The sequence below is a fragment of the Mycobacterium sp. NPDC050041 genome, from assembly GCF_049541695.1.
Taxonomy (GTDB): Bacteria; Actinomycetota; Actinomycetes; order Mycobacteriales; family Mycobacteriaceae; genus Mycobacterium.
Genome location: NZ_JBMVDG010000001.1, coordinates 541,856 through 562,670, shown reverse-complemented (window position 1 = coordinate 562,670; position 20,815 = coordinate 541,856). Strand labels below are relative to the sequence as shown.

Annotated in this window: 7 protein-coding genes; 5 read left to right on the top strand and 2 right to left on the bottom strand. The window is 69.1% G+C overall.

Annotation, left to right across the window (positions count from 1 at the left end):
* Positions 1–82 precede the first annotated feature (82 nt).
* The gene (locus ACPCHZ_RS02820) at positions 83–1,162 is read left to right on the top strand and encodes a dihydrodipicolinate reductase (protein ID WP_423483347.1); all 1,080 of its coding nucleotides are present in this window, start codon (positions 83–85) and stop codon (positions 1,160–1,162) included.
* A 12-nt stretch (positions 1,163–1,174) separates the two neighbouring features.
* Here ACPCHZ_RS02820 and ACPCHZ_RS02815 read toward each other — a convergent pair whose 3' ends face one another.
* A complete protein-coding gene (locus ACPCHZ_RS02815) occupies positions 1,175–12,235 on the bottom strand; it encodes an SDR family NAD(P)-dependent oxidoreductase (protein WP_423483346.1) in 11,061 nt (3,686 codons plus the stop codon).
* A gap of 262 nt (positions 12,236–12,497) precedes the next feature.
* Between ACPCHZ_RS02815 and ACPCHZ_RS02810 the strand changes: the two genes are divergently transcribed.
* The 4 genes from ACPCHZ_RS02810 (at position 12,498) to pe (ending at position 20,051) form a co-directional block, all read left to right on the top strand.
* Entirely contained in the window at positions 12,498–13,919 is a 1,422-nt protein-coding gene (locus tag ACPCHZ_RS02810; protein WP_423483345.1) for a condensation domain-containing protein, read from the top strand.
* A gap of 66 nt (positions 13,920–13,985) precedes the next feature.
* Positions 13,986–16,982, top strand: a complete 2,997-nt coding sequence (locus ACPCHZ_RS02805) for an RND family transporter (protein ID WP_423483344.1) — start codon at positions 13,986–13,988, stop codon at positions 16,980–16,982.
* 71 nt (positions 16,983–17,053) lie between these two features.
* Positions 17,054–18,829, top strand: a complete 1,776-nt coding sequence (locus ACPCHZ_RS02800) for an AMP-binding protein (RefSeq protein WP_423483343.1) — start codon at positions 17,054–17,056, stop codon at positions 18,827–18,829.
* 52 nt (positions 18,830–18,881) lie between these two features.
* The gene (pe, locus tag ACPCHZ_RS02795) at positions 18,882–20,051 is read left to right on the top strand and encodes an acyltransferase PE (protein WP_423483342.1); all 1,170 of its coding nucleotides are present in this window, start codon (positions 18,882–18,884) and stop codon (positions 20,049–20,051) included.
* Between the two features lie 4 nt (positions 20,052–20,055).
* Here pe and ACPCHZ_RS02790 read toward each other — a convergent pair whose 3' ends face one another.
* Complete coding sequence (locus tag ACPCHZ_RS02790) at positions 20,056–20,721, bottom strand: GAP family protein (protein ID WP_423483341.1); 666 nt, start codon at positions 20,719–20,721, stop codon at positions 20,056–20,058.
* Positions 20,722–20,815: the final 94 nt, after the last annotated feature.

Genomic DNA, 20,815 nt, shown 5'->3' with positions numbered 1-20,815 from the left:
GCCAATCCTCGATTTCGCACCGTTGACCTGCGCAGATGACCCGGTGTGACGATGGTCACGTTCAGCCCGCTAGGGTGATTCAATGCTTCGCGTCGCAGTGTGGGGAACCGGCAACATGGGCTCGACCGCGATCCGGTCGGCCACGGCTTTTCCCGGCCTCCGGCTCGCCGCCGTCATCACCTCGACCGCCGAGAAGGTGGGCCGCGACGCCGCCGACTTCGCCGGGCTCGATGCGCCAACCGGGGTTGCGGCCACCGACGACGTCGACGGTGCCCTGACGGAGTGCGACGCCGTCGCGTACATGGCCTCCGGCGACATCCGCCCCGACGAGGCGATCGCCGACATCGAACGGTGCCTGCGCGCCGGCCTGCACGTGGTGACGCCGTCGCTGTACTCGCTCTACGACCCGGCGTCCGCCCCGCCTGAGTGGGTGCAGCGCCTGACCGCCGCCGCCGAGGAGGGCGGATCGACCCTGCTCGTCAGCGGCGTCGACCCGGGCTGGGGCAACGATGCCCTCGCGGTGACGGCCGCGAGCCTGTGCACCCGCATCGACACGATCACCTGCCAGGAGATCTTCGACTACTCCACCTACAACCAGCCGTTCGCGGTGAAGGTGTCCTGCGGATTCGGCGGGTCGATGGACGAGACCCCGATGATGCTGCTGCCCACCATCCCGACGATGGTGTGGGGCGGCAACGTCCGGCTCATCGGCCGCGGACTCGGCATCGAGATCGACGAGATCACCGAGGAGGTCGAGCGGCTACCGCTCGAACAGTCGGTGGACACCGTGATGGGTCGCTTCGAGGAGGGCACGCAGGGCGCGTTCTTCCTCAAGGTCGTCGGGTGGTCCGGGGGTAGGCGGCGGATCGTCATCGAGCACATCACCCGCATCCACCCGTCCTGCGCGCCACACTGGCCGCAGCCCGATCAGGGCGTCGGCGATCACCGCGTGATCATCGACGGCGACCCGCAGCTGACGATCGTCACCCGCGCGGACGTGCCGGGTGGCACCCGCGCCGACGGCGGCAACACCACCGCCGCGAACCGGCTGCTCGGTGCCCTCAACTGGCTGGTCGAGCAGAAGCCCGGCATCTACGACGGTCTGCAGGTGCCGCTGCGCTCGGCGCTGCCTGCCGACGCCGAAGCCGTCCGCTGGGCCTAGTCGCCCGGCGGGTCACTCCGGAGCGGACGCCGCGACGGTTGCAGGGACCGGTGCCTCCTCCGCCGCCGGCTCCGGCGGCGCCTCCGCGTCGGGCAGCTGAGCCACCAGGTACTCGGCGAGCCCCCCGATGGTCGGGTAGTCGAACACCGCCGTCGCATTGATGGTGAACGCGCCGCCGAACTGACTGTGCAGCCTGTTGCGCAATTCGATCGCCATCAGTGAGTCCGTGCCGAGGTCCAGGAACCGGCTGGTCGCGGCGGGCGGCGACGCCAGCCGCAGGAAGTTCTGCACCTCCTTCTGCAGGAACTCGGTCACGAAGCCCGCACGCTGCGGCACCGGGATCTCCTGCAGCTGCTTGAGCAGCTCACTGTCACCGGTCGCCTCGCCCGCGGCGCTCGGCAGCACCAGGTCGAGGATCGGTGGCCGCGAACTGCCCAGCACCTTGGCCGCCCGCTGCCAGTTCGCCCTGATGACGGTCGCCTGGCCGGTCCCGTTCGCGACGACCTCGCCGAGCGCGCTCAGCGCGGCCGCCGGATCGAGCGGCACGAGGCCCTGGGCACTGATGTTGGCGGTCGCGGCCTCCGAGGACGCCATGCCGCCCTGGGCCCACGGGCCGAAGTTGATGCCCGTGGCGGGCAGTCCTCGGGACCGCCGCTGGGCGACCAGGCCGTCCAGCCACGCGTTGGCGGTGGCGTAGTTCGACTGCCCGGGCGAGCCGAACAGGCTCGACACCGACGAGGACACGATGAAGAAGTCCAGGTCGTCGTCCGCTGTCAGACGGTCCAGGTGCCACGCGCCGTATGCCTTGGGCGCGAGCGTGGTTCGGAACCGGTCGAGGCTCTGCTGCGACAGCAGCGCATCGTCCAGGACACCCGCCAGATGCGCCACGCCGGCCAGCGGCGGCAACTCCGCGCGGATCCGGTCGAGCAGCGTCGCGACCTCGGACTCCTCACCGACATCGGCGGTGAAGACGTGGACGCGGGACTTGTAGCGCTCGGTGATCTCCTCGATCGCCTTCTGCGCGGCCGGATCCGGCGCGCGCCGGCTGGTCAGCACGATGTCACCGGCGCCGAGCTGGGCCAGATGCGAGGCGGTGTGCAGACCGATCGCACCGAGGCCACCGGTGATCAGGTAGCTCCGATCGGGCCGTGGTGTGAGTGGATCGGGGATCTGCACGACGATCTTGCCGATGTGGCGCGCCTGCTGCATGCGCCGGAACGCCGCCCTCGACTCGTTCAGCGGGTAGATCTCGGCGGGCAGGGGCGTCCACTCCCCACCGGCGAGTCCATCCGACACCTCGGTGAGCAGGTCGCGGATGCGATCGGGTTCGGTGAGCATCACGGTGTCCAGTGCGACGATCTCGTAGGCGATGTCGGGGCGGGCCTCGGCCATCTGCTCATGCGGCCAGATGTCGCGCTTGGCGATCTCGGCGAAGCGCCCGTTACGGGCGGTGGCCTTCAGCGTCGCCTCGATGAACCCTTCGCTGGTCAGGCTGTTGAGCACCACGTCGACGCCGGCGCCGTCGGTGTCCGCCAGGATCTGATCGGCGAAATCGGTTGTGCGCGAGTCGTACACGTACTCCACACCGAGCTTGCGCAGCGTGGCGCGCTTGAAGGTGCTGGCCGTGGCGAAGACCGTGGCACCGCACCGCTGCGCCATCTGGACCGCCGCCAGACCCACGCCGCCGCTGGCCGCGTGGATCAGCACCTTGTCACCCGGTTTGAGCTGCGCCCAGTCGAAGGACAGTCGAACCGTCAGCGCCGCAGCGGGAATCGTCGCGGCCTCCACCGCGCTCACCCCGTCCGGGATCGGCGCCAGGAACTGCGACGGCACGTTGAACCGGCTGGAGAACGCACCCTGCATGGAGCCGTAGACGCGCTGTCCCACCTCGACGCCACTGACACCCTCGCCCAACTGGGTGACGACGCCGGCGAAGTCGCCGCCGATCGGTCCGGGATCACCCGGGTAGAGGCCGAGGACGTTGAGCACGTCGCGGAAGTTGAGGCCCGCGGCCTCCACCCTGACCTGGACGTAGCCCTCGTCCGGCGGCGGCACCTCTTTCTCGGTGATCCGCAGGTTGTCGATCGCACCGCGCTCGGTCGGCGCCAGCACGTAGTCGGTCCCGCGCGGCACGGTGAGATTGCCGCTGCGCGCCCACGGCACCAATCGGGACGCCAGCAGCTTGCCTTGGCGCAGTGCGATTTCCGGCTCCTCGACCGGCGTGGCCAGCAGGCCGGCGAGCACCTGCACCGCCTCCGGTGATCCGTCGCAGTCGACGAGCCTGGCGCGCAGCGCGGGTTCCTCGTTGATCGTGGTGCGACCGAAGCCCCACAGCGCGGCCTGAACCGGGTCGACCGGTTCGCCGGACTCGGTGGCCACGGCCCGCTCGGTGACGATCCACAGTCCGCCGGGCAGTTTCACGCCGGCGTTCTGCACCGTGTGCACGGCGCTGAGCAGGTGGCCGATCTCGTCCTCGAGCCGCGCGGTCGCGGCTGCGCCCGACTCCCGCACGCCCGGTGCTGCGCTGCGCCAGACGACGCCGGAGAACGGCAGGCCGCGCTCGGCGGCCGCCGCCAGCAGTTGTCCCAGCGGCTCCGGATCGGTGTTCCGGTCGAACGGGATGCAGCCCGGCACCTTCGCAGCGAGTTCGTCGAACCCGGCGACCAGCCAGGTGCCACTGGGCGTGACGGCGTCGTCGCCGGCAGGCGGTGTCGGCACCTCGTGCCAGCCGAGGGTGTAGAGCAGTCGGGTGGCGTCGCCGCCGAGGCCGCGCAACAGCGCCTCACGCGGTGCGCGTTTGACCGTGAACTCGCGGATCCCGCCGAGCGGGCTGCCGTCCCGGTCGAGGAAGTCGAGATCGAAGACCTGCGTCTCGCTGTCGAGGCCGCTGTTGTGCCACCTCGCCCGGCAGTAGAACCGCCGCGGCATCTTCTCCTTCAGCGTCACCTGCCCGTACCGCAGCGGCAGGAAGAGGTCGTTGACGCCCTGCTCGGCCGCCAGCAGCGCCGGGAACGCCGGGAAGGCGACGCCGGTGCACAGGTCCATCAGCACCGGGTGCATCGGCTCGGTCCCGAGGTGCTCGGCGAGTTCCTGTCCGACGAGGATGTCGCCGATCGCCTCGCCGTCGCCCAGCCACAGCGACTTCAGGGATCCCGACCAGGTCGGGCCCCAGGCCAGTTCCAGGTCGGCGAAGGTCTCGAACAGCTCCTGCGGACGCATGCGGGTGCACCGCTCGATGGCCTCGTCGACCGGATCCTGCTCGGGATCGGGGTCGTCTCCTGCGCCGGAGACACCGGTGACCACGAGGCCTTCGGCGTTCAGCGACCACTCGACGTCGCGCTCACCGTAGGGGCGGCTGTGCACCTGGAACTTCGACTCGCCGCCGTCACCGGCGGGGTGCAGTGTCAGCTGCACTTCACGGGAAGCCTTCTCCGGCAGGATGATCGGCTCGTAGAAGAACACCTCTTTGACCCGCGCCGGCGGGCCGACGGCGGCCAGCGCCATCGCCGCGTACGTCGCCCCCGGGACGACGACCGTGCCGTAGATGACGTGGTCGGACAGCCACGGCTGCGATCTGACCGACAACCTGCTGGTGTACACGACGTCACCGGAGGCGAGGTCCTTCGCGCCGCCGAGGATCCCGGAGACGCCTGCGCCGTTGCTGTCGGAGCCGGTGATCGCGGACGTCTTGGGCCAGAAGCGGCGGTGCTGGAACGGATACGTCGGCAGTTCCAGTCGGCGGCGTGGGCCGGGGCGGAATGCGGCGAAATCGGGCTGGTGCCCGCCGACGTAGGCGGCGGCCACCGCGTCGGCGATCTGGCGCCGGTCGCCGACGCCCTTGCGGAGCGAGACGATCGCCCGCGGGGCGGGTAGGTGCTCCGGCCAGACCTGCACCGCGGCTCCGGTCAGCACCGGTTGGGGGCCGATCTCCATCAGCACCGAGCAGCCGAGGGCGGCCACGGTGCGCACACTCTCGGCGAACTGGACCGGCTGGCGGGAATGCCGCCGCCAGTACTGCGCGTCGAGCGGGGTCTGAGCTGTCAGCACCGCGCCAGTGCGGTTGCAGACCAGCGGCAGGGTCGGCGCGGCGAACTCCAATTGCGAGGCATACGACTCGAATTCGTCCAGCACCGGGTCCAGCAGCTCCGAGTGGAACGCGTGGCTGGTCTGCAGCCAGGTGCAGCGGATGGCGTCGTCGGTGAAGGTGGCGACGATCTTCTCGAGGTCCTCGCCCGGTCCGGAGAGAACGGTGTTCGGTCCGTTGTACGCGCCCACCGAGACGCGCGGGTACTCCGCGGCGACATGCTCGACGCGCTTGGCGTCGGCGAACACCGCCACCATCCGGCCGCCTTCGGGCAGGCTGCCGAACATCCGGCCGCGCTGGGCCATCAGCCGTGCGCCGTCCTCGAGGCTGAAGACACCGGCCACACACGCCGCGGCATACTGGCCGACGCTGTGTCCGAGCACCACGTCGGGCTTGATCCCCCACGACTGCCACAGCCTGGCCAGGCCCATCTCGACGGCGAACAGTGCCGGCTGCGCAAAGGACGTGTGCCGCAACCTCTCCGAGACCTCCCGATCGGTGGCGAACAGCACATCGAGCAAGGGGTGGGGCAGCAGGTCGGCGACCGCGTCCGCGCAGCGCGTCACGGTCTCGGCGAAGACGGGCTCGGTGTCGAACAACTCCCGCGCCATCCCGGGATACTGGCTGCCCTGCCCGGTGAACAACCACGCCGTCGTCGGGTTGTGCGTGTGCTCACCGCGGATGACGCCGGGTCGCAGGCGGTTCTGCACCAGTTCGGCGAGGCCGTCGCGCGCACCGGCGACCGAGTCGACCACCAGGGCGGCACGGTGTTCGAAATGTGAGCGCCCGGTGCCCGCGGTGACGCAGATGTCGGTGAGGTCGGCCTCAGGGTGGACGCTCAACCAGTCCTCGAACCGCTGCGCCAGCGCGGCAAGCGCTTCCGGTGACCGTGCGGACAGCGTCAGCACGTCGACGGGTGTCTCGTGCGGGGCCGGTTTCTCGTCGGTGCCGGCGACCTGCGGCGGCGCCTCCTCGATCAGCACGTGGGCGTTGGTGCCGGTGAACCCGAAGGAGCTCACCCCGGCGCGTCGCGGCCTGCCGTTGGCGTGCCACGGGATCGCCTTGTCCACCACCCGCACCGGCAGTGAGGCCCACGGGATGTGCGGCGACGGATTGTCGAAGTGCAGGCTCTGTGGCAGCACTTCGTGTTGCAGCGACAACACGACCTTGATCAGACCCGCTGCGCCAGAGGCAGATTCGAGGTGACCGATGTTGGTCTTGACCGATCCCATCAGCAGTGGCCGGTCGGCGTCCCGCGAGCCGCCGTAGGCCGCGGCGGCGGCCTGGACCTCGATGGGGTCGCCGAGCGGGGTGCCGGTGCCGTGCGCCTCGAGGTAGTCGACGTCGCCGCCGGTCAGTCCGGCGCGGGAGAGCGCCGTGCCGATGAGCCGCTGCTGTGCGCCACCGTTGGGCACCGTCAGACCGCTGGAGGCGCCGTCCTGGTTCACCGCGGTCGCGGGGATGACGGCGCAGACCCGATCGCCGTCGCGCACGGCGTCGCTCAGCCGCTTGAGCACGAGAACGCCGCAGCCCTCACTGCGCACATAGCCGTCCGCGGAGGCGTCGAAGGTCTTGCACCGCCCGACGGGCGACAGCATCCTGGCGCGCGACGCGGCGACCACCGTCACCGGACTGATGAGGACGTTCACCCCGCCGGCCAGCGCCAGGTCGCAGTCGCCGGAGTGCAACGCCTGGACGGCCTGGTGGACGGCCACCAGCGACGAGCTGCACGCGGTGTCGACCGCCACCGCGGGTCCCTCGAGTCCCATTGCGAACGCGACCCGTCCGGAGATCGCGTTGAGCGCATTGCCGGTGATGAAGTGGGGTTCGATCTTGTCGATGGACTCCGACGACAGCAGATGCGCGTACTCGTTGGCGGCAACGCCGACGAAGACACCGGTCTTGCTACCGCGAAGCGCAGCCGGTGAGTACCCGGCGCGTTCCAGGCCCTCCCAGACGGTTTCGAGCATCAGCCGCTGCTGAGGCTCGATCCACACGGCCTCGCGCGGGGAGATGCCGAAGAACTCGGGGTCGAATCCGTCGATGCCGTCCAGGAATCCGCCGAAGCGCGTGTAGGTCTTGCCCGGAGCGTCCGGGTCCGGGTCGTAGAACTCGTCGATGTCGAACCGGTCTTCGGGGACCTCGCGGATCGCGTCGACACCGCCGGACAGCACCTCCCAGAAGGCTTCCGGGTTCGGCGCGCCGGGGAAGCGGCACGAAACGGCGACGATCGCGATCGGATCGTCGGCGGGCGCCGTGGTCACGGGCCGACGTTCCGCCGGGGCCGCCGGCTGCTCGCTGAGGCCGAGCACGTCGCCGAGCAGCCAGTCGGCCGCGTCGGAGAGCCGGGGATGATCCATCACCAGGGTGACGGGGATGTCCTTGCCCACGCCCTGTTCGATGCGGCGCCGGAGCTCGACGGCCATCAGCGAGTCCATGCCGAGGTCGAAGAAGCCGGCGTCCTCACGGATCTCGGCGGCGTCGACGCGGGTCACCTCTGCCACTGCGTCGCGCAGGTAGTCGGTCATCAGCCTCTTGCGCTGCTGCAGGGGTGCGGCGGTGAGCCGCTCGACCAGTGCGGTCTTCCCCGATGAGGTCACGGCCGACGCCGCGGCGGCCGGCTGTGCGGGTACCTCACGCTCCAGTTCCGCGAGGAACGCCCGCCGCCCCGCCTGCTGGTAGAGGGGCAGGAATCGGGCCCAGTCGATGCGGGCCACCACTCCGTGGGCGGACCCGCCGGCCGACGAGGCCGCCACGACGTCGGCCAGACCCGCCAGCGCATCGGCGGGTGACAACGTCGCGACGCCGCGCTGCTCGAGCCGCGCACGTGACTCGGCGTCGGCCATCCCCGCCGTCCACGGACCGAAGTTGACGCTCGCTCCCGCGACGCCCTGCTCGCGCATCCGCCAGGCCATTGCGTCGAGGAAGGCGTTGGCTGCGCCGTAGGCGGTCTGGCCGAAGCCACCCCACACCGAGGCGATCGACGAGGTGCTGATGAAGAAGTCGAGCTTGAGGTCGGCGGCGGCTTCACTCAGATGCCATGCGCCCCAGACTTTCCCGGCGAAGACGCGATCCACCTCGGCGTCGTCCAGGTCGCTCAGCGGAGTGGTGCCGATCTCGCCGGCGGCATGGACGATGCCGGCCAGCGGCGGCAACCCGGCCTGCACGCCCGCCAGCAGGCGGGCGACGTCGTGTGCGTCGGCGACGTCGGCGCTGACGACCCGCACCTCGCAGCCGTGTTGGGCGCCCAGCGCGTCGATCCGTTGCCGCGCGGCGTCGCTGGGCGTCCGTCGACTCGTCAGCACCAGGTGCCGGGCGCCGTTGGCGGCGAGGTGTGCGGCGATCTCGAGGCCGATCGACCCCAGTCCACCGGTCACCAGATAGCTGGCGTCACCGCGCAGCGGCAGGGGTGCGCCGCCGGCGGGCTCGGTCCGGCGGACCAGGCGCGGGACGTGCAGCGTTCGATCGCGCAGCGCCAGTTGGTCTTCCCGGACCGCCGCGTCGTGCGTCGAGGTGATCCGGTCGATCAACCGGGACCATTCCTCGGTCTTGTCCCCGCTGCCGTCCGACAGGTCAGCGAGTCCACCCCAGAGGTGCGGGAGTTCCAGCGCCGCGGCACGGCCGAAGCCCCACAGGCACGTCTGGTCGGGCGACACGGTGTCGGTGTCGGTGATGCGCTGCGCACCACGGGTCACCAACCAGACGGGGCTGCGCAGTTCGGCGGCGGCCGCGGCGCGGAAGAGGCGCCGCGTCCCCACCAGGATGCGATGCTGCATCCGCAGCAGTGACCGCATCGACGGCCCGGAGTTGGCGTCGGGGTCCGCGTCCAGCGCCGCGACGTTCAGGATGCGCAGCGTCGAATCATCCTCTGCCGCTGTGCGTAACGTCTCGACGAGCTGTTCGGAGTCGGCGTCGGAGACCGGCAGCCCGACGAGCCGGTGTCGCTGGCCGCGGGCGTCGAGCACGGCCGCCAGCGGCGCGACGGCATCGGCCGAGTCGCCGACGAGGATCCAGGTGTGGTCGCCGCCGGCGACGGAGACCGAACCGGGCGATTCTGCCCAGCGGAACTCGTAGCGGCTGTCGGTGACGGACTGCGTCGACCGTTGCTGATTGTGTTGTGCGGCAAGTCTGGTGAGGACCTGCAGGGTCTGCTCGTCGCCGTCCGGGCCGTCGAGCAGGGCTGCCAGTTCACCGATCCGGCCGTCCTCGAGAAGCCGGACGGCCTGCGTGCGTGCGGCGGGTGGCAGGTGCGTGCCTGCGCCGTCCCGGTCGTCGGCGCTGTTGTCGGGACGATCGTCGGAGAACCAGTACTGGCGGCGCTCGAATGGGTACGTGGGCAGGTCGAGCTTTCGTGCGTGCGGCTGCCTCATGGCGGCGAAGTCGGGCAGGTGGCCCAGCACGTAGGAGTCGGCGACGGCCTCGGTGATCTGCCGGTGGTCGGCGGTGTTGCGGCGCAGCGAGGTGATCACCCGCGGCGCGGTGGCCGGGTCGGGCCAGGTGCTCAGTGCTGCGGCGGTGAGCACCGGCCGTGGGCCGATCTCCACCAGCAGCTTGCAGTTCAGGTCGGCCAGCGTGCGCACGCTCTTCGCGAACTCGACCGGCTGGCGTGCGTGGCGGCGCCAGTATGCGCCGTCGAGCTTGACGCTCCTGCCGAGCGCGGCGCCGGTCCGGTTGTCGATCAGGATCCGTTGCGGTGCTGCGAATGTGAATCGCTCCGCGTACGACTCGAATTCGTCGAGGATCGGGTCGAGCAGCGCCGAGTGGAACGCGTGACTGGTGTCCAGCCAGTCGCATCGCACATTGTCGGCCGCGAGCCCGGCGACCGCCTTCTCCAGATCCTGTGCGGGTCCGGAGAGCACCGTGTTGGCGCCGTTGTAGGCGGCGACGGACAGTGTCGGGTGTTCGTCGGTGAGCCCCTCGACGCGCTCGGCGGCGGCGAACACCGCGACCATCCGGCCGCCCGCGGGCAGGCTGCCGAACAGCCGGCCGCGTTCGGCCATCAGCAGCGCGCCGTCCTCGAGGCCGAACACCCCGGCCACGCACGCCGCGGAGTACTGGCCGACGCTGTGCCCGAGCACCACGTCCGGGTCGAAGCCCCACGACTGCCACAGCCGGGCCAGACCCATCTCGACCGCGAACAGAGCGGGCTGCGCGTAGGAGGTCTGCCGGAGTGTCGTCTCCGGGCCGTCGAGGTCGAAGATCACGTCGAGCAGCGGCCTGTCGAGCGCGTCGCCGACTGCGGCCGCGCACCGGTTCAGCGTCTCGGCGAAAACCGGCTCGGTGTCGTACAACTCCCGGGCCATGCCGGGGTACTGGCTGCCCTGCCCGGTGAACAACCATGCCGACTTGGGGACGTCCTGGGTGTCCCCGCGCACCAGACCGGGCGCCGGGCGGTCGTCGGCCACCGCGCGGAGCAGTTCGACCGCGGATTCCCTCGAGTCGACCACCAGCGCGGCGCGGTGCTTCAGGTGTGCCCGCCCGGCCCCTGCGGTGAAGCACACGTCGGCCAGGGTGGCCTCGGGGTGCCCGCTCATCCAGACGCGGTACCGGTCGGCGAGCGCGGCCAATGCGGCGGGGGTGTGCGCTGAGAGCGGCAGGATGCTGAATCGGGCCGCCTCGGCGGCGCCGTCGAGCACCGGGGCCGCACTCGCGGCGATCTCTGCGGCCTCGGCGGGCGCCTCCTCGAGGATCACGTGGGCGTTCGTGCCGGCGAACCCGAATGAGCTGACGCCCGCGATGCGCGACCTGCCGTTGCTCTTCCAGGGCATGGTTTCCGTGACCACCTGGACCGGGAGCCGGTCCCAGGGGATGTGCGGTGACGGATTCTCGAAATGCAGGTGCTTCGGCAGGGTTTCGTTCTCGAGCGACAGGATCACCTTGATGACACCGGCGATGCCGGCGGCGGCCTCCAGGTGGCCGATGTTCGTCTTCGCCGAACCGATCAGCAGCGGCCGGCCGGGATCACGTCCGGCGCCGAGCACCGCGCCTGCGGCCTGCGCTTCGATCGGGTCGCCCAGCGACGTCCCGGTGCCGTGCGCCTCCAGGTATCCGACGTCGCTGGGTTCGAGGTCGGCGCGCTTCAGCGCATCGGCGATGACCCGTTGCTGCGCAACGCCGTTCGGAACCGTCAACCCGCCCGATGCACCGTCCTGGTTGATCGCGCTGCCGCGGATCACCGCACGGATGCGGTCACCGTCACGGACGGCGTCCTCGAGGCGCTTGATGACGATGACGCCGCAGCCCTCGCCACGCACATAGCCGTCGGCGGCGGCATCGAAGGTCTTGCACTTGCCGTCGGGCGCGAGCATCTGGGCATTGGAGAACGTGATCATCGTTGCCGGAGTGAGCAGCACGTTCGCGCCGCCCGCCAGTGCGAGGTCGCACTCTCCCAGGCGCAGCGCCTGGCACGCCTGGTGGATCGCGACGAGCGACGAACTGCACGCGGTGTCGACGGCCACCGCGGGACCCTGCAGCCCCAGCCGGTAGCTGATCCGGCCTGCCGCCGCGGCGTTCGACGTGCCGATGGCCAGGTAGGCCTCGATCTCGGGATAGGTCAGTTGGTCGGATGCCATTCCCAGGTAGTCGTGGGTGGCCAGACCCACGAACACACCGGTGTTGGACTCGGCGAGCGCGGTGGGTGCGGTGCCCGAGTGCTCCACCGCGCGCCACGCCGTCTCCAGCAGGATCCGATGCTGCGGATCCATCATCCTGACCTCGCGTGTCGACATGCCGAAGAACGGCGCGTCGAAGCCCGTCACGTCGTCGACGAAACCCGCACGACGGGTCACCACCTTGCCTGCGGCCCCGGGCTCGGGATCGAAGAACGCCTCGACGTCCCAGCGATCGGCGGGGATCTCTGACACCGCGTCACGGCCGTCACGCAACACGTCCCAGAAGCCGTCGGCATCCGCCGCGCCGGGAAAACGCGCCGCATAGCCAACGATGGCAAACCGCTGGGCCGGCTCGGTCGGGTGTTGAGCAGATCCCATACGGTTGTCTCCTAGCGGGGCCATGCGGTAATTTACGCAGCAGTCAGGCTAACCTACTCGACAGTAGTAACGTCCGCGTGAACCAAGATCGAGTGAAGTCCGACGCACACTATGGCACGCCTACCCGACGTATGCGCGCTTCTGTGTCCCGGCTCCGGTCGTGCACGGCGGGTGCGGCCGAACCTCGGGTACGTTGATGCCGCGGCACGATTTGCCGGGTCCGGAAATCGGGCCGACGAGAAGTGAGCGAAGGGACCGGGTTTTGCGCATCGGGAAGATAACTGTTGGCGCACTTGGTGAATGGTCACTGAGTCCGGGATCGGTCACTTCCTGGCATCCGACGGCCGCCGCTCAGGAAACAGCGAGCCGCGCTCCGGTGAGTTCTGTCCCGGTTAGCTACATGCAGAGCCAGCACCTTCGCAACTTCTCCGAACGCGAGGCCGCGGGCCTCAACTTCTCGCGACAGATCATCGCCAGCTGCGAGGTGGCCGGTGTCTGTGACATAGCCGCGATGGACCACGCCGTCAACTCCTACATCCGCCGCCACGACACCTTCCGCAGCTGGTTCGAGCAGATCGATCCTGGCAAATTCGTGAGGCACGCTATCGAAAATCCGGACGCCATCGAATTCGTCCCCGTCGACCAGGGGCAGATGACGGTCGACGAGATCCGAGACCACGTCGTGGCTATCCCGAGTCCGCTGGAGTGGGCCTGCTTCACCTTCGGGATCGTCCAGCACGAAGACCACTTCACGTTCTTCGCCGCCATGGATCACGTGCACGGAGATGCGACCTTGATCGGCACGACGATGATGGAAGCCAACGGCATGTATTCGGCCATGAGCGGCACCGGTCAGGCACTAGCGCTTCCCGACGCCGGGAGCTTCGACGAGTTCTGTGTCCGCGAGCGTGAGCACACCTCGACGCTGACCCTGGACTCGCCGGGCGTGCGCGCGTGGATCGAATTCGCCGAGAACAACAGTGACGGTTTCCCGGAATTCCCGCTGCCGCTGGGCAACCCGAACGACGCCATGAGCAGCGCCTGGTCGTCTCAGGTCCTGATGGACACGGCGCAGACGGACCGGTTCGAATCTGCCTGCAGCGCCGCGGGCGCCCGCTTCGTCGGCGGCCTGTTCGCCTGCCTGGGTCTGGTGGAGCACGAGTTCACCGGTGCCCTGACGTACTACGGGCTCACTCCGAGGGACTCCCGCACCGGTGGCGACAACTTCATGACGCAGGGCTGGTTCACCGGCCTGATACCGATCACCGTGCCGATCGCGGCGACGTCGTTCAGCGATGCCGCGGGCGCAGCACAGACGGCGTTCGATTCCGGCCTGGACATGGCGCGGGTGCCGTACTACCGCGTCCTGGAGTTGGCGCCGTGGCTGAACTGGCCCCAGGCGAACTTTCCGGTGACGAACTTCCTGCACGGCGGCGCGGCACCGTTGAATGCCATTCTGGCGGCGGGCGAGATGGGCTTGGCGAACAACATCGGGATGTATCCCGACAACCGGTTCTCCTACCAGCTGACGATCTACATCTTCCGGTACGGCGAGGGCACGGTCATGGCGATCATGCATCCGGACAACGGCGTCGCCGAGAAGTCGGTCACCCGGTACATGGAGGCGATGAGTTCGGTGACGAGCCGGGTTGCTGACACCGGGCACTGGGGGCGCGTCGCTTAGCGGCGGGCAAAGGAATGGCCATGGGATCTCCGCGATGCGCGACTTCGGCGTGAATGTGAGTGCGAAATGCGACGGCTAGCCGACCTCGTGGTGCGCTGGCCCTGGGCGGTGATCGGGGTGTGGATCGCCCTGCTCATCGCACTGCCGCTGTCGTCGCCGTCCCTCGGGGATATGGCCCAGAAGCATCCGCTGGCGATCCTGCCCAGCGACGCGCCGTCGAGCATCACGGCCGCGAAGATGACCGAGGCCTTCCAGGAACCGGGCAACGACAACCTCCTGCTGGTGGCGTTGATCAACGAGAACGGCCTGGAACCCGCCGACGAGGCGACCTACCGCAAGCTGGTGGACGCCCTGCGTGACGACGTGACCGACGTCGTGTCGGTGCAGGACTTCGTCGGCACTCCCCAACTGCGGCAGTTCCTCACCAGCGAGGACAAGACGACCTGGGTCCTGCCGGTGGGCCTCGCGGGCGAGCTGGGCACGCCGCGGGCGTTCGAGTCGTTCAACCGGGTGGCCGACGTCATCAAGACCGCCGTCGCGGGCAGCACGGTCGACGTGCACCTCACCGGCCCCGCCGCCACGGTCGCCGACCTGACCGTCGCGGGGGAGAACGATCGGCTGCCCATCGAGATCGCCATCGCCGTCCTGGTGCTCGGCGTGCTGCTGCTGGTCTACCGCAGCGCGGTCACCATGCTGTTGCCGCTGGTGACCATCGGATCGTCCCTGCTGATCGCGCAGTCAGTGGTGGCGGCGTTCTCCGAGCTGACCGGCTGGGGTGTCTCCAACCAGTCCATCGTCTTCCTCAGCGCGATCATGGCCGGCGCCGGAACCGACTACGCGGTGTTCCTGATCAGCCGATACCACGACTACCTGCGGGCGGGTAAGGACTACGACCAGGCGGTCAAGGCGGCGATGATCTCGATCGGCAAGGTGATCACCGCGTCCGCCACCACGGTCGGCCTGACCTTCCTGCTGTTGAGCTTCACGCAGATGGGGGTGTTCCGGACGGTCGGGGTGTCGGCGGCGATCGGCATCGCCGTCGCGTTCCTCGCCGGCGTGACCCTGCTGCCGGCGATCCTCGTGCTCGCCGGACCGCGCGGCTGGGTCAAACCACGGCGCGAACTGACCGCCGGCTTCTGGCGGCGCTCCGGGATCCGCATCGTGCGCAGGCCCGTGCCGCACCTCGTGGTGAGCGTGCTCGTGCTGGGCCTGCTGGCAGGCATCGCCGTCTTCGCGCGCTACAACTACGACGATCGCAAGGTGGTGCCCGCCTCGGCCGCCAGCTCGATCGGCTACACCGCGCTGGAACGGCACTTCCCCATCAGCCAGTCGATCCCCGAGTACATCCTCATCCAGTCACCGCACGACCTGCGCAACCCGCGGGCCCTCGCGGATCTGGAGCAGCTGGCGTCGCGCGTCGCGCAGCTGCCGGACATCGGGCTTATCAGCGGTGTCACCCGGCCCCTCGGCGACGTGCCGCCGGAGTTCAGGGCCACGTACCAGGCGGGCCTGGTCGGTGACCGGCTTGCCGACGGATCGGCCCAGATCGGCCAGCGCACAGGTGATCTCAGCCGACTGACGGCCGGGGCGGACACGCTGGCCGACAGCCTCGCCGACGTGCGCGGCCAGATCAACCAGATCGCGCCCAGCATCCAGAGCCTGGTCGACACGTTCTCCTCGGTGCGCACCGAGTACGGCGGCGACAAGCTGGTGCGCGACGTGGAGGTGGCGGCCAAACTCGTGCAGAGCGTCAACGCGCTCGCGAACTCGATGGGCGTCAACTTCCGCGCGGTCAAGGACATGTTCGCCTGGATCGGGCCGGTGCTCACGGCGTTGCAGGGCAACCAGATCTGCGATGCCAACCCCTCCTGCAGCGCCACCCGGATCCAGTTCCAGAAACTCGTCGACGCGGACAACGACGGCAGCCTCGACCAGATCAACGAGCTCGCGCACGAGCTGCAGGACGTCGACAACAAGCAGACCCTCAACGCGACGGTGAGCAAGCTCAACAAGGCGCTCGCCAACGTCACCAAGGCGGTCAACGCGATGGGGCTCAACGGGCCCGGCGGTCCCCAGGCGGGTCTGAAGGAACTGCAACGGGGCGCCAATCAGCTGGCCGGCGGAAGCCGCGAGGTGGCAGGCGGCGTGGACGAATTGGTCAAGCAGGTCAAGGTGATCGCCTCAGGACTGAACGAGGCGTCGACATTCCTGCTGACGATGCGGAACAACGCCGCGGATCCCGCACAGGCGGGCTTCAACATCCCTGCCGAGGTGCTGGGTCTGGCGGACTTCCAGAAGGCCGCCAAGGCCTACATCTCGCCCGACGGCCGCTCGGTGAGGTATCTCGTCCAGACCGAGCTCAACCCGTTCAGCGCGGAGGCAATGGATCAGGTCAACCAGATCGCCGACATCGCCAGGGACGCCCAGCCGAACACCACGCTGGCCGACGCCACGATCTCGATGGGCGGATATCCCGTCGCCCTGCGGGACACGCGCGATTACTACCAGCAGGACATCCGGTTCATCATCGCCGCAACCATCATCGTGGTGCTGCTGACGCTGATGGTGCTGCTGCGCGCCGTCGTCGCGCCGCTCTACCTGGTCGGGTCGGTGGTGCTGTCGTACTTCGCGGCGATCGGCGTCGGCGTCCTGACCTTCCAGTTCTTCCTCGACCAGCAACTGCACTGGAGCGTGCCACCTTTGGCGTTCGTGGTGCTGGTCGCGGTGGGCGCCGACTACAACATGCTGCTCGTCTCGCGAATGCGTGACGAGTCACCACACAGCATGCGGTACGGCATCATCCGGACCCTCGGTTCGACAGGCGGTGTGATCACCGCCGCGGGTCTGATCTTCGCGGCCTCGATGGCAGGCCTGTTGTTCTCCAGCATCGGCATCGTGATCCAGGGCGGTTTCGTGATCGGGGTGGGGATCCTGCTGGACACATTCGTGGTGCGCACCATCACGGTGCCCGCCATCGCCGCACTGCTCGGCCGGGCGAACTTCTGGCCGTCGCGGGTGGCGGCGCAACCGACGGTGTCGCGGACACCGGAACCGAGTGCCTAGCCATGGGCGGCGAGCGCACACACACGATGTATGCAAGGCTTCGGAACGAAGCGGAGCGATCAGGAGTACGGATGACGAAGCTCCCCACGGATTTCAGCGGTACGGATGTTCCCGCGTCGACGATCCTGTCGATGCTGCACGGGCGCGCCAGCATGCGGCCCGACGACGTCGCATTCACCTTCACCGAGTACGCCCAGGACCCGTCCGGGATCACCGAGACCGTCACCTGGTCGCAGCTCTCGCGCCGAACCATGAACGTGGCACGCGAGATTCGGCTGCACGCCGCGGTGGGTGACCGGGCGGTGATCCTCGCCCCGCAGGGCATGGAGTACATCCTGGCCTTCCTGGGCTCCATGCAGGCCGGTCTCGTCGCGGTGCCGCTTCCGCTGCCGCATCGCGGCTCGAGCCACGAGCGCGTGAGTTCGGTCTTCCTCGACACCAGGCCTGCGGTCGTGCTCACGACGTTCGCGGCCGCCGAGGACGTCGGCGACTACGTCGATCAGTCCCAGATGGACACCGCACCGAAGATCGTCGCGGTCGACGCGCTGAACCTCGACGTCGCCGCCGACGGACCGGGCCTCGAGGCGGCTGGATATCCCAGCACGGCGTACCTGCAGTACAGCTCGGGTTCGACCCGGCTGCCGACCGGGGTGATCATCTCCCACCGCAACCTGCAGGTGAACTTCGAGCAGTTGATGCGCACTTTCTTCGCCGATGCGCGGGCGTCCGCGACCGGTGGCACGTTCGTGTCGTGGTTGCCCTTCTACCACGACATGGGTCTGGTGCTCGGCGTCTGCGCTCCGATCCTCAGCGGCTATCCCGGTGTGCTGATGAGCCCGGTCGCCTTCCTGGAGAAGCCGTCCCGATGGCTGCGGGCGCTGGCGGAGAACCCACGCGCGTTCTCCGCGGCGCCCAACTTCGCCTTCGACCTGGCCGCCCGCAAGACCAAGGACAGCGACCTCGACGGCCTGGACTTCGGCGGCGTGGTGGGCATCATCAACGGCGCCGAACGTGTCGAGCCGGCCACTCTGGAACGCTTCGCGGACCGGTTCGCGCACTTCGACTTCCGTGATCACATGCTGCGCCCGTCCTACGGGCTGGCCGAGGCGACGGTCTTCGTGGCCACCGGGACCTGGAGCGAATCGGCCGAGCCCGCCCATTTCGACGTCGACGAACTGTCAGCGGGCCGCGCGAAGCGGTGTGCGCCGAAGGCCGGCTCCGCGCTGGCGAAATATGTTCTGCCGCAATCACCCGTGGTGCGGATCGTCGACGTCGACACCTGCCGGGAATGCCCCCAGGATGTGGTCGGCGAGATCTGGGTGCACGGCGACAACGTCGCGGCGGGCTACTGGAGCAGGCCGCCCGAGGAGCAGCGCTGCTTCGGGGCGACGATCGTCGACCCGTCGCCAGGTACGGCCGAAGGGCCATGGCTGCGCACCGGCGACCTCGGATTCGTCTCCGAGGGTGAGCTGTTCATCGTCGGCCGCATCAAGGACCTGCTGATCATCCGGGGGCGCAACCACTATCCCGAGGACATCGAGGCGACGGTGCAGCAGATCACCGGCGGCAGGGTCGCGGCGATCGCGGTCCCGGTGAACAGCACCGAGAAGCTCGTCACCGTCATCGAGGTGAAAAAGCGCGGCGAGTCGACGGTCGAGGCGGGGCACTGGCTCAGCGGGGTCAAGAGCGATGTCACCTCGGCGATCTCCAACGCCCACGGCCTGAACGTCGGCGATCTCGTCCTGGTGCCTCCGGGTTCGATCCCCACGACGACGAGCGGCAAGATCCGGCGCGCGGCGTGTGTCGAGCAGTACCGGCAGGACGAGTTCGTCCGGTTGGACGCCTGAAGCTGATGGTGAGACACGGTAGATTCGGTTCAGTGCACAGGCGGGAGTGGTAATGCGGAGGCTTCTCGTCTCGGTCACAGCGGTGATGACCGTCAGTGCCACTGGGATTTTCGGCGGCGCCGGTACCGCGGCGGCCGAGGAACCGCAGCCCGGCTGGACGGCAGATCGCGGCGCACCCGACACCTCACCTCAGCCGGGGATCGGGACGCCCGGCAAGGGCTACGCGCTCGGCGGTGCGCACGTGCTGGGCATCCCGTACGACCAATACATCATGGACACCGGCAAGAAGTGGTTCCCCGCCAACCAGGACCAGAAGCAGATCGTCCGCTACCCGGCGGGGCAGGTGCAGGGACACACGCTCGAGCGGTTCTTCCCGGGAATCGGCGCAGCCGGCGAGGACATCCTGCCGGGTCTTGGTCTCGACGGCCCCAGCGTCGGGGAGTCGGTCACCGTGGGGGCGCCGCAGACCATTCAGGCGATCAAGGCCGGCGGCCCGGGCACCGTGATGGGCCTGTCCGAGGGTGCGATGGTGCTCAACGAGGTGCAGGCACAGCTCGCGAACGACCCGAACGCACCGCCACGGGATCAGCTCAGCTTCGCGATGTTCGGCGACCCGGTGGGCAGGCACGCCTTCGGTGAAGGCTTCCTGACGCAGATGTTCCCGGTCGGTGCCGTGGTTCCGTCGCTGGACTACCGCATCCCCGCTCCGGTCGAAAGCCAGTACGACACATACCAGTTCATCTCGCCCTACGACAGCATCGCCGACTGGCCGGATCAGCCGGACAACAACTGGATGAGTGTGGTCAACGCGATCGCGGGCCTTGCGACCGGTCACACCGCGGTGGCGTTCACCGATCCGAGCAACATCAATGTGCCGGAGCGCAACATCCGGACCACGGTGAACTCCAAGGGTGCGAAGACCACGTCGTACATGGTGCCCGAGCAGCATCTCCCGCTGGTGATGGCGTTCAAGTACCTCGGCGTCGACGAGCCGACGCTGAACAGGCTGGACGGTGTCCTGCTGCCCATGGTCGACGCCGGCTACTCGCGCAACAACGATCCGGCGACCGCGCCGATCACGGTCGATCCGGTCCACGGCTACGACCCGGCGGAGGTCACCGCGCCGTCCACCGACGCATCGTTCGGCGGCGGCGGCACCGACCCGATCTCGCAGTTGCTGTCCGGTGCGCAGTTCGTGCTGAACAATCCGCCGAAGCCGTAGTGGCCTACAGTCCCGAGAGCCCGGCGCCCACCAGCACGCAGCCGACCAGCGTCAGCAGTGCGGCGACGCCGAGGCGGCCGTGAGAGCGCAGCCATTCGTACAGCGCAGCCAGCATGGCGCGGGTCCGGTCCGGAGCCACGACGTAGGCCAGCAGCGGGATCTCCACCAGTGCGAACGCCACGACATTGAACAGCACCAGGGCGCTGACCTGGACGGAGGCGGTGGCGCCGGAGGCGACGATGAGCGCCAGCGCCGCGACGTAGTCGACCGACGGCAGCGCGATGCCGAGGCCCGCGACGCCCGCCGTCCACAGTGACCCGCCGGTGAGCAGTTGGCGCGCCCGGGTGGCCAGCGGCCCCTGGAGTCGGCCCGGTGCTCCGTCGCCGCGCCTGCCGCCCCACAGTCCCGCCGCCACCAGCGCCGCGTTGGCCAGCAGCAGGGCGCCGACCACGATCTGCACCCGGGGCAGCGTGACATGCGCGGACCCCATCGCCGGCCGCAGCACGAACAGCACGATCACGCCCACCGCGGTGCCCATCGCGAAACCGCCGATGAGGAAGGTGACCAGTTGAAGAGCCGGTCGGGGCCGGTTGACCATCAGGACCGTCATGCCGATCCGGAACGGTTCGAGGCTGACCGCTACGGCCATCATCAGTAGCGGTATCCACATGGTCGGCGTCACGTTACCGGCCGCGCGAGAACTTCTCCCGGGTCCTCCGATCGCCTCGCGCCGCTCAGTCGGCGGTACGGCGCCTGGCTTGCGT

Excerpts from the sequence above, each read along its gene's own strand:
- ACPCHZ_RS02820 (WP_423483347.1), top strand. The coding sequence starts at position 83 with ATGCTTCGCGTCGCAGTGTGGGGAACCGGCAACATGGGCTCGACCGCG.
- ACPCHZ_RS02815 (WP_423483346.1), bottom strand. The coding sequence starts at position 12,235 with ATGGGATCTGCTCAACACCCGACCGAGCCGGCCCAGCGGTTTGCCATC.
- ACPCHZ_RS02805 (WP_423483344.1), top strand. The coding sequence starts at position 13,986 with ATGCGACGGCTAGCCGACCTCGTGGTGCGCTGGCCCTGGGCGGTGATC.
- ACPCHZ_RS02800 (WP_423483343.1), top strand. The coding sequence starts at position 17,054 with ATGACGAAGCTCCCCACGGATTTCAGCGGTACGGATGTTCCCGCGTCG.
- pe (WP_423483342.1), top strand. The coding sequence starts at position 18,882 with ATGCGGAGGCTTCTCGTCTCGGTCACAGCGGTGATGACCGTCAGTGCC.
- ACPCHZ_RS02790 (WP_423483341.1), bottom strand. The coding sequence starts at position 20,721 with ATGTGGATACCGCTACTGATGATGGCCGTAGCGGTCAGCCTCGAACCG.